This window comes from Bacteroides sp. AF29-11, from assembly GCF_003602895.1.
In the GTDB taxonomy this organism is placed as follows: Bacteria; Bacteroidota; Bacteroidia; order Bacteroidales; family Bacteroidaceae; genus Bacteroides; species Bacteroides uniformis.
In genome coordinates, this window is record NZ_QTLY01000001.1 from 405,935 (window position 1) to 417,385 (window position 11,451).

8 protein-coding genes are annotated in these 11,451 nt (G+C 47.4%); all 8 read right to left on the reverse strand.

Going from position 1 to position 11,451, the window contains the following annotated elements:
• Window positions 1–21 precede the first annotated feature (21 nt).
• A complete protein-coding gene (locus DWZ03_RS20120; protein WP_229095737.1) occupies window positions 22–261 on the reverse strand; it encodes a hypothetical protein in 240 nt (79 codons plus the stop codon).
• 16 nt (window positions 262–277) lie between these two features.
• Window positions 278–1,681, reverse strand: a complete 1,404-nt coding sequence (locus DWZ03_RS01525; protein ID WP_243634935.1) for a sulfatase — start codon at window positions 1,679–1,681, stop codon at window positions 278–280.
• Between the two features lie 19 nt (window positions 1,682–1,700).
• Window positions 1,701–3,437 (reverse strand): family 43 glycosylhydrolase, encoded by a 1,737-nt coding sequence (locus DWZ03_RS01530; RefSeq protein WP_120128547.1) that lies wholly within the window; start codon window positions 3,435–3,437, stop codon window positions 1,701–1,703.
• 94 nt (window positions 3,438–3,531) lie between these two features.
• Entirely contained in the window at window positions 3,532–5,265 is a 1,734-nt protein-coding gene (locus tag DWZ03_RS01535; RefSeq protein ID WP_118274612.1) for a family 43 glycosylhydrolase, read from the reverse strand.
• A gap of 56 nt (window positions 5,266–5,321) precedes the next feature.
• Window positions 5,322–6,887 carry a sulfatase gene (locus DWZ03_RS01540; protein WP_120128702.1) on the reverse strand — a complete coding sequence of 522 codons (1,566 nt, stop codon included), beginning with the start codon at window positions 6,885–6,887 and terminating at the stop codon, window positions 5,322–5,324.
• 33 nt (window positions 6,888–6,920) lie between these two features.
• Window positions 6,921–9,191 (reverse strand): glycoside hydrolase family 3 N-terminal domain-containing protein, encoded by a 2,271-nt coding sequence (locus DWZ03_RS01545; RefSeq protein ID WP_120128550.1) that lies wholly within the window; start codon window positions 9,189–9,191, stop codon window positions 6,921–6,923.
• Between the two features lie 11 nt (window positions 9,192–9,202).
• The gene (locus DWZ03_RS01550; protein WP_120128553.1) at window positions 9,203–10,054 is read right to left on the reverse strand and encodes an endonuclease/exonuclease/phosphatase family protein; all 852 of its coding nucleotides are present in this window, start codon (window positions 10,052–10,054) and stop codon (window positions 9,203–9,205) included.
• Window positions 10,055–10,116: 62 nt separating this feature from the next.
• A complete protein-coding gene (locus tag DWZ03_RS01555) occupies window positions 10,117–11,448 on the reverse strand; it encodes a glucoamylase family protein (RefSeq protein ID WP_034525916.1) in 1,332 nt (443 codons plus the stop codon).
• Window positions 11,449–11,451: the final 3 nt, after the last annotated feature.

Genomic DNA, 11,451 nt, shown 5'->3' on the forward strand with positions numbered 1-11,451 from the left:
TATTCTTCATATTTTATAAAATTAATGTTCAATCAAGAAGTTTACTATCTCACTTTTCTTATATCCTACCCGGAAAGCCTGCACTGCCACCCGGTCTCCTTTACGGACAGCAAACGGCTCAACATATAGACTCCAATGTTTCTCTCCATTCCGTCCCCGACCATTCAACTGATAGGCATAAGAGACTCCAGGAGTGGAACACTCCAGCTTGACCTGCCCCCCTCTGTACAATCTGCGGAGCTGACACGAGCGGCTGTACACCGTCCGGCCACATAGTTTATACTATTTCCGGTTCTGTCAGCGGACGACATTGCCAATATTTCCTTTCCCACTGCCGATACACCTTCCGCAAACGGTCAATGTCTTTCCGGTAAGCCGAATCATTAATCAGATTGCACATCTCATGAGGGTCTTTCTCCAAATCATAGAACTCTTCACGCTGACGGGGCCAGACAAACCAGCTTTCTTGATTCTCATCGAGTGCGCCTTCTTCATGGAGTTGAAGCATACGGCGCATCATCGGCATGTTCAGACGAAATCCTACCGGCTGATAGCCGGGCTGATTGGGAGTATAATTACAGATATAACGATAACGGCAATCGCGCACGCCCCCCTGCTGGTCATAGCACTTATCCATACGGTCACGTGCGGCAAAAACATAGCGCCGCGATGGCGAAGCATATTTCCCAGCAAATGCCTTGCCATCCATATAGGCAGGAGGCTTGATACCCGCCAATGAAAGAATCGTGGGTGGAATGTCAATGACACTGCGAAGTCCATCATCAATACTGCCGGCCAATCGTCCGTCCGGATAACGGATAATGAGAGGAATATGGGTACCAACCTCTGTTATTTCACGTTTCTGCCGAGGAAGCGGTCCGCCATTATCCGAATAAAAGATAAGAATAGTATTATCCCACTCGCCTGCAGCCTTCAGTTCATCAATCATCTGGCGGACAAAACAGTCCATGCGGTAAATATTGCTGTACATGACAGCTATGTCGCGGCGCACAATGCTGTCCTCAGGATAATAGGGAGGCAGTACCACATCGTCGGGAGAGACGTATAGCGTATCCTTTGCACTTTCCCATACCTTCTGCTCATGCGAAGCAAGGGTATTGAATATAGCGAAAAAAGGCATTCCCTTAGGACGATTGCGCCAATGCGCCTGCCTACCGCATTCGTCCCAAGCTGTCAAAGGCGATAGAAACTGATAGTCGGTCTTCGGATTGTTCGTACAATAATAACCAGCGGCACGCAACAGCTCAGTATAGCATTTAATTCCTTCAGACAACACAATATCGTAACCGGTTACTGCTGGCGGACGTGCAATCTGCCCCCCTTGCGTACGCATATAATTAGCTTTAATATGTGTGGGATACATTCCCGTGATGAGTGCCGCACGCGAAGGAGCACTGACACCCACTGTCCCGTAAAGGCTGGTATAGCGTACGCCCTCTGCCGCAAGGGCGTCAATAGTGGGAGTCACTGCCACACTGTCACCAAAACAGCGTAGCCAAGGACTGATGTCTTCGCATACCACACAAACAATGTTGGGACGAACAACCTCGCCATCCTCTGCAGCAGAAACAGAAGTTCCACCGGCCTTTACTCCCTGCGATACAGCACAAGCTGCCCAAACGGTACCACCACACAAAAAAGAGTGTATTATCTGTTTCATTATTACTCAATTTACATAATCAGTGAGCCTCTCGAAGAAAGACACGTTGCGAAATACCATTTTCATTAAACGATTCGATGGCAAAATAATATTTTTGTCCCACCGTGAGGGCACGTAAGTCTAATGAATTATCGCCATATACCATCCACGAACTATACAATTTATCAAGAGCAACACCCCACAATACATTATAGCCTTGCGCACCCTTCACCGCTTTCCAAGAAATGCGGGCATTACGTTCGTCCGCTTCACGCACTACCGTAAAACCTTTTACCGTAGCCGTTTTTTTCCCACGTCCCAAACCGAACACGCGAATATCCCCCATTGCCAGATTCTTGCCCGGCACGTAATGGTGGCGATAACGAATATAGCGTGCTTCTATCGGTTGATCCAGTTCTATGTAATTATGAGGGGCATCACGGAAACTGTTGCGATAGTCCACCAATACCCGCCAACGGGCACCATCCACCGAAGCTTCTACAAGATAGCGTTGCCGGAGGTTTGGCATACGTCCCCAAAATCCGGTTTCCTCATAGTCAAAGAAATTCAGTTGCAAGGCATACACGTCACTCACTTCTTCAAGGTCTATCTCCACCCATTGCTTATCGTCATTTTTTTCGGCCACCCAGAAGGTTTTCAAGTTCTCGTCCGTCACATTTTCCACCGGATAACTTTCTAATTGCGAAGAAGCCTTCACGGGTTTGCCATAAGAAAGCAACATCCAGCCCCGGAAACCACCGCTTGTCGTCTGTCGCGAAACCTGGTCGGGAGAATAATGAGGATAATCGCCAAAGTAAGTGTCGGAGTACATCGCACCGTCTTCGTCAAAAAATGTAGGAAACATACAAAGCCTACGCTCAAACTTATAATTAATGGACAGATGAATCGTACCGAAATGCCAGTAAATTCCTCCGGGACCACAAACCGTACTTCCATGCCCGGCACCGGTAGCAAATCCTCCCGGCTTGTAACAAAACGGATTATGAGCCGCATACTCGAAAGGCCCCAAAGGAGATTTTCCTACATAAACACCGTCACCATACACATTGAACTGAGTGCCCGGAGCGGCATATTGCAAATAATATTTCCCATTGTGTTTCGTCATCCACGCACCCTCGATGAATGGTTTGATGTCACTGGTATGATTTTCGCCAAAACGTTCCCACCCATGAATGTCAGGACGGAGAAAGAGCAGTGAATCCGGCTTTTTCGCTATCGGCAGGAATTTATTCTTCATATCAAGTTCCTTACCACGGATAGGCCAACGGTTGGAAGACCCCCAATACATATAAGCACGTTCATCATCATCAATGAAAAGGGCAGGATCCTGAAGGTCGTGGAGCACCGATGGCACTGCCTTCCAGTCCCCCCGTTTGGGATTATCGGTATACAGTATGCTCATGGCTCCGGATGGATTCCCACAAACATAGAGTACGGAATCTTTATAATTATGGGCAGCAGGAGCATTGCAACCTTCGAAATACCATTTTTCGGGAGTAATAAAGTCCCAATTCAGCAAGTCCTTGGAATGCCAATAACCCCAGGAACGGGTAACGAACATATAATACTCCCCCCGAAACTCCACTACGGCAGGGTCGGCACCCGAACGATAGGACTTGCCCAAATGGGAATTGTGAAAAGGATAAGTATAGTCCAGATTAAGAGGGTTACAGTAGGTAGTAGTACGATATTGTGCATGTAATGAACCGACGAACAACAACATCAACCAAGCGATGCAATACGACTTTTTATCCATAGTTTTATTAAGCTGACAATAAACAAAATACACATAAAACGACAAATAAGGGTGTGTCAAAACGGTTGATGGCACACCCTCATTTTACAACACATTATTTCACTTCTTTAACGACAGAAATTTGAGATACACCGTTTTCATTGAAAGATTCGATAGCAAAATAATATTTCTGGTCGGTAGAAAGACATTTCATCAGATGCCTACACTCGTCACCATACACCATCCAAGAACTGTAAAGCTTGTCCGGCGCAATACCCCAAAGGATGTTGTATCCTTGTGCACCTTTCACCGGTTTCCAAGTCAGCGTGATGTCACGGCGATCTTCGTGACGGCGAGGGTCAAATGTCTTCACTTGAGCAGGCGCCTTACCTTCGCCCAGACCGAAAATACGGATGGCAGAAATGGAAAGGTGCGGTGTGGGAACATGGATGTTTTTGTAACGTACATAACGTACCCGGGCAGGGATTTCCAGTTCCACATAATCGTGCGGAGTGTCTTTGAAACTGTTGCTACGGTTGACAAGACGTATCCAGTTGACGCCATCTACGGAACCTTCGATAGTGTAACGGTGGCGCAAATCGGGATAACGACCATACATATCACTCTTATAATCGTTGTAATTCACCTGAATAGCGTTTACAGTGGCAGGTGCCTGAAGGTCTATCTCCACCCACTGCGTTTCATCGTTGGAAGAAGCCAGCCAATAGGTCTTGCAATTCTCGTCCGTCAATCCGGCAGCTGTATGACCCTCTACAGCCGAAGAACCTCTGGCAGGCTTGTTGTAAGAAAGAAGCATCCAGCCGCGGAACTCCCCTTTCTTTCCCGGCACAGTAGGTGCATAACGGGGATAATCTCCAAAACGGGTGTCACAATACATGATGCCGTCTTCGTCAAAATAAGTAGGGAACATGCAGAGACGGCGTTCCCAGTGCATATTAATGGGCAGAGCCATAGAACCGAAATGCCAATATTGCCTACCTGGTCCGAGCACCGTACTTCCATGACCGGCACCGTTGATATAACCGCCAGGCTTATAGGAAATGGGGTTATGTTTCTGATAGGTATAAGGTCCCATCGGATGGTCGGCCACATATACACCATCGGCATATACATTGAACTGAGTGCCCGGAGCGGCATATTGCATGTAATACCTCCCGTTGTGCTTTGTCAACCACGGTCCTTCGATATAGCCGCCCAGCACGGTATCGGCATGATTTTCTCCAAAACGTTCCCAACCATGTTTCTCTGGGTCGAGATTGAAAAGTTCCAGCTTCTCGCCTTCTTGTATGAAACGATGGTTCTTGTTGAGCTTCATGCCGCGAATGGGCCACTTGTTGGAAGAGCCCCAGAACATGTAAGCACTGCCGTCATCATCAAGAAAAAGGTCAGGGTCTTGCAAGTTGGTGATGATTGCAGGAGTGGCTTTCCAGTTACCCGACTTGGGGTTGTCGGTATAAAGCACACTCATCACACCCGAAGGATCGCCACAGACATAAAGTACTGAATCCTTGTAGTTATGTGCCGCCGGAGCGTTACAACCTTGTGGATACCAGTTTTCCCCCGGATTGATAAAATTCCAGTTTTGCAAATCCGTAGAATGCCAGTAGCCGTGCGTACGGGTAACGAACATATAATATTCTCCACGAAACTCTACTACGGCAGGGTCGGCACCCGAGCGGTAGGAGATATCTTTCGAAGAATTGTATATCATATAGGTATAGTCTACATTCAGCGGATTACAATAAGTATCCATGCGCATGTCCTGCGCCAAAAGGGGAGACGCCAAGCATAATAATGCCAGCAGCAGATTAGTAATCAGTCTTCTCATTATCTTTTATCTTTATTATCAGGTTATTAATGTTCAATATGTCTTCCGGTAGCTTTTCAGCGGCATAACTCCTGCGGCACATCGTATTCTTTTTGCAAGCGTGCCAGTTCAGCCTTCAGTTCGGTGGTAATCTTCTCCATTCCCTTCTTCCCATAAAGATTGTGCATTTCTTCAGGGTCTGTCTTGAGATCATAAAGTTCCCAATTGTCATCCACGTAGAAGTGCATCAGCTTGTAGCGTTCCATCTTCACACCGTAATGGGCACGCACGCTGTGGAAGCCGGGAAACTCATAATAGTGATAGTACAAGGACTTACGCCAGTCGCGCGGTGTCTTACCTTTTTCCACCAGTTCCTTGAACGAAACGCCCTGCATGTCCTGCGGAATGGAGATGCCGCACATATCAAGGAAAGTAGGAGCAAAGTCGATGTTCTGGGTCAGACCTGTAACTTGCGTACCCGGTTTGATATGTCCCGGCCAGCGCATCACCATCGGCATACCAAAAGACTCTTCGTACATGAAACGCTTGTCAAACCAGCCATGTTCGCCCAAGTAGAAGCCTTGATCGGTGGTATAGACTACAATCGTATTCTTGTCCAACCCCGTACGTTTGAGATAGTCCAGTATCTCGCCCACACTCTCGTCCACACTTGCTACACAAGCCATGTAGTCTTGCAGGTAACGTTGGTATTTCCATTCAGCCACTTCCTTAAATGAACGTGGCTTGGAATAGAACTTATTATTTCGATCGCGGTAAGCATCAAGGAAACGGCGGCGTTCTTCCGGTGTCATTGTTCCCATGAAAGCGTGCGGCCAAGGGTCAAAGAGCAGGCTGTCGCTATCGATACCCGCAACCATCTTCAAATCGTGACCTTCGTACATGTCACGGTATATATTCATCTTCTGCATCTGTGCTGCGTAACGTCCCTCATAGGCATCGTAATAATTATCGGGAAGCGGGAACTTGGCGTGTTCATACAAACGATAATGCCGTTCGGCAGGTACCCAATTGCGGTGAATGGCTTTGTGGTGCATCATCAGGAAGAACGGCTTGTTCTTGTCACGACCGTTGTCCATCCATTCCTCACAATATTGAGTGATGAGGTCGGTCACATATCCTTTATGAATAGTAGTGTCCCCCTCGGTAATGAACTGTGGGTTACAGTATTCGCCTTGGTCATTGAGAATCATCCAATGGTCAAATCCCGTCGGCTTGGAAATAAGATGCCATTTACCGATGACGGCAGTCTCATAGCCGCCTTGTTGCAACAGTTTAGGCAACGTCTGCTGAGAGCCGTCGAAACCTAGTGCCCAATTCTTCATGAAGCCGTTCTTATGGCTATGCTTGCCAGTAAGTATCGCGGCGCGACTGGGGCCTGAAATAGAATTGCAGCAATAATTATTCCAGAACACAGCTCCTTCCTGCCCGATACGGTCAATATTAGGAGTAGGTGCCACTTTACCTATAGGATGACCATAGATACTCATAGCCTGCTGTGCATGGTCATCACTCATGATAAAAATAATGTTAGGACGTTCACCGTCTTGTCTGCTTTGTTCCTGAGCCTGAACAGCAGGAACCAATGGAAGCATGGCAAGTCCTAAAGATAGTTTATGATTCATCATCTTCAATGATTTATAAGATTTTTCAATTTATCATATCAACGTAAAAACAGATTCATTCCGCTCATCTGCCGACGATGTTCCTACCCAGAGCCGGAATTCCCCCGGTTCCACCTGCATCTTCATATCAGCACCACAAAAGGCAAGGTCTTCTTCAGTCAGCACAAATGTCAGAGACTTCTTCTCGCCAGCCTTGAGATACAGCTTTTGAAAACCCTTCAATTCTTTCACCGGACGAGTCACACTTCCCACAAGGTCGCGAATATAAAGCTGTACCACCTCTTCACCACCGACTTTACCGATATTGGCTACATCCACTGTAACGGTAAGTGTTTCCCCCTTTTTCAGCTCCTCCTTGTCCAATTTCAAGTTATCCACCTCAAAGCTAGTATAACTTAAGCCATATCCAAAAGGATAAAGCGGAGAATTGGGACAGTCAATATAAGAAGACTTGTAGTCCATCTTCGGATTGTCCGGAGGAAGCGGTCGTCCGGTGTTCTTGTGGTTATAGTAAAGCGGGAGCTGCCCCACCGAACGTGGAAAACTCATTGTCAGCTTTCCGGCAGGATTATAGTCGCCTGCGATGACATCGGCAATGGCATGACCACCCATCGTGCCCGGATACCAGGCTTCGAGAATAGCATCCATATTCTCGTCCTCCCAAGTAAGTTCCAGCGGACGACCGTTCATCAATACCAATCCGATGGGCTTACCCGTTTTCTTAAGTTCCTTCAGCAAGTCGCGCTGCGAAGCAGGCAGGGTGATGTCCGTGCGGCAAGCAGCCTCGGCACTCCAGTTCTGGTCTTCACCGGCAGCAACCAGAATGACATCTGCCTGACGAGCCACGGACACAGCTTGTGCAAATCCTGCAGTTCCAGGCTTGCGAAGATTGCAGCCTTCGGCATAAAGAAAACGTACGTTCGAGTTTCCGTACTTTTTTTCCAACCCTTCAAAAAGAGTGACACTCCGTTGACGGTCTCCCCGTCCACCCCAACCACCGTTCACACTGTTACGTTCTTTCACCATAGGACCTATCAAGGCTACAGTCTTACGTTCGGAGGGTTGTATCGGGAAAAAGTTATTCTCATTCTTCAACAATACTACCGACTTACGAGCAGCATCGCGCGCTGCTTCCAAGAACTCGGGTTTCATGATAGTAGCCTTCTCACGCTCCTCATTCAGATAGCGGTAAGGATCGTCCATAATGCCTAAAAGGAATTTCATCTCCAGAATGCGGCGTACGGCATTATCAATGGTTTCTTCGTTCACCTTGCCCTCTTTCACGGCTTGCAGCAGATGTGCATGAAACACACCTCCGGTCATATCCATCTCGATGCCCGCATTGGCAGCCAACTCGGCGGCATGAGCCTCGTCGCGTGCCACGCCGTGGGGAACAAGCTCATTGATAGCCGTATAATCCGTCACTACAAAACCGTTGAACCCCCACTCATCGCAAAGCACATCCTGATAAAGGAATTTACTGGAAGTGCAAGGCACACCGGAAATCTCATTGAAGGCAGTCATGAAAGTAGCCACACCCGCATCTTTGGCAGCCTTGAAAGGCGGGAAATAAATATCGCGCAAAGAGCGCTCGGACACATCAGTCGTATTATAATCACGACCTGCTTCAGCAGCACCATATGCACAGAAGTGTTTGGCGCAAGCCAGCATCTTGTCCAGCCGCATCAAGTCTTCGGGCTTCTCACCCTGGAAACCACGTACACGTGCGGCAGAGAGCAATGAACCCAGATAAGGATCCTCACCAGAGCCTTCCATTACCCGTCCCCAACGTGCATCACGTGAAATGTCCACCATGGGGGCAAAAGTCCAGTTAACACCCACTGCCGAAGCTTCGGCAGCGGCAATGGACGCACTTCTTTCTGCCAGTTCGGCGTCCCAGGCACACGACTCGGCCAAAGGAATAGGGAATATCGTTTTAAAACCGTGTATCACATCGAAAGCAAAGAGCACTGGAATCTTCAACCGGGATTCCGCTAGTGCCGTCTCTTGTGTCTTGCGGATGGCGGCAGAAGAAGTGGCATGGAAAAGACTGCCTATGTATCCTTTCTTCAATAGAGGTTCAATGTCCGTATTTACTTGCGGACCGGTCACAATATCGCTCTTGGCAGAATATTGGGTCATCTGACCTATTTTCTCTTCAAGTGTCATCAAGGCAAGTACAGAATCGACACGCTCTTCTATCCGTTTGTCACCGCTGTAACTCTGCCAATCACCGGCTCCTGAAGTACATGCCATACCCACAGAAAGTATCAGGGCAGCTCCAATCAATAATTTCTTTTTCATAGTAAATGCTTTTATAGTTTTAAGATAGCCATTACGGGAGCATGATCGGAGAGATAGCCGTTGTCCGGCTTATCATCAATGGTTCGGTAACGCTCCACCTCTACAGCACCTTTTATAAAAATAAAATCTATCAACCTACGTTTCTCTACCGGGATGCGCCCGAAGTCATGGAAACTCCACGTCGGTCCGTAAGCGACTTTCGCCGTAACGCAAGCATTCTTCATTCCACCTTCCGTCAATACAGTGACCGGCTCGGAATCTACCGTTCCATTAAAGTCTCCGGTAACAATTACCGGAAGGTCACCCGCCATTTGTTTTATCTTCTCAAGTATCAGCACGGCACTTTCGCGACGTGCCACTTTACCTACATGATCGAAATGAGTATTGAAAGCTGCTATTTCCCTACCACTCACCTTGTCTTTCAGTACAGCCCAAGTCACAATACGCTCGCAAGCCGCATCCCAGCCTTTCTTTCCGATGGAATCAGGAGTTTCACTCAGCCCAAAATTTCCACTCTTCAATAGTTCGAAACGGTCTGTCTTACAGAAAAGAGAGCAATACTCACCTTTCTCTTTTCCATCTGCACGACCTACACCGAGAGCGGTATATTGCGGAAGACGCTCCTTCAAGTCATCGAGTTGGTTCTTCACCACCTCTTGCATGCCTATAATGTCCGGAGCATAATAAGCAATCATTTGTGCCGCATGGTCCTTGCGGTATTTCCAATTGTTCATACTGTCCGCCACATGATCCAGACGGATGTTGAACGACATCACCTCTACTTTGGCTTCCGGTTGCCTGCCGCACGAGGCGACAAGCAATGCGAAAACAACCAATACACTATTGATAAATACGTTTTTCATGGTTACAAACCTTTTTAATCTATGTAAAACCTAATCAAAATCAAAGAATCCTATCAAACAACCTAATCGACCTTGTTCAAATAAGGAGAAGTAAAGCCTAATCTCCTCAAACCCTTCTGCACATCGGGATGACTCATGAAAAGTTTCCAAATCAAACCGGTACGATAGTTCTCTATCATCACAATAATCGGCCCTTGGTCAATGGCAAGATACGAAGGTGCAAACCAATTCTCCGTCAAATTGAACGCATCCTTGAAACCATATTCACCCCAAAGACGGTCACCCAACTCTTCATAGAAATAACGCATGGCTTCCAAAGAATATTCAGGTGCATATGGAATAGAGGAAAGAGCAGCGGTAGGCGTAATCACACCACGGTCATTACCGGGACTATGGGCAGAATAACCTTTGTCACCGTCACTGGCAGTCAATCCCCAACATTTTTCGCCGTAACCCTTGTAACCCTTCGGATTGTCAATGCAGTAGGCACGGTTAATCAAGGTATGAGCCTTCATCTGTTCCTCGTAATCGGCATAACGATCTTTCAAGCCACGTGGGTCAAGCCCCATGTAAGAATAATGAGTGAAGAAGAGAGGACCTCCCTTTCCGTGGTTGTTTCCAAGAGGAAGCTTGATACCGTAATACTCCCGACCGTTCAGAAAAGTATTCGCATTGGCCCAGCCTTTATGATAAACGCTCTCGGCAATCGGATAAGTAGGGGAAGACGCGCCCAAAATGTAAACAATGTGACACTCGTTATGACCTTTAATCTGATGATTCATCGCCCATCCGTTGTTTGGCGACCAATGCCAATACATCACATCTTGTCCCTGAGTAAAAAAGTTCCATTCTGCTTGACGCCACAGATTATTGATTATCCCGCGGATACGGTTTTCCGTTGGATTATCCTTTGTAAAATACTGATGGGCAGCCAACAAGCCTTCGAACATGAAAGCGGATTCTACAATATCCGCTCCATCGTCCTTACGACTGAAAGGAATGGTCTTGCCGGTTTTACCGTTCATCCAATGTGCCCACATGCCGTGATAGCTGTCGGTATTCTTGTCGCTCAGAAAGCGGACTATCTTCAACATACGTTCAGCGCCCTGTTCGCGAGTGACAAAACCACGCTCTATACCGACAATGATAGCCATCACTCCGAAACCCGAGCCACCGATGGTAGCTGTCTCGGCACCTCCGTTGCTCCGTTCATGCGCCAATCCTGATTCGGGATGGGCAAAATCCCAAAAGTAACGGAAAGTTTGCTTCTGGACAAGGGTCATGAGTTCATCATCGGAGAGTTGCTTTTCTGTCACACCAGATGGTGGATTTATGGCATTTACCGAGCACGAACAAACCCCCAAAAACAAGAAAAAAAGAAATATATTTTTCATAAT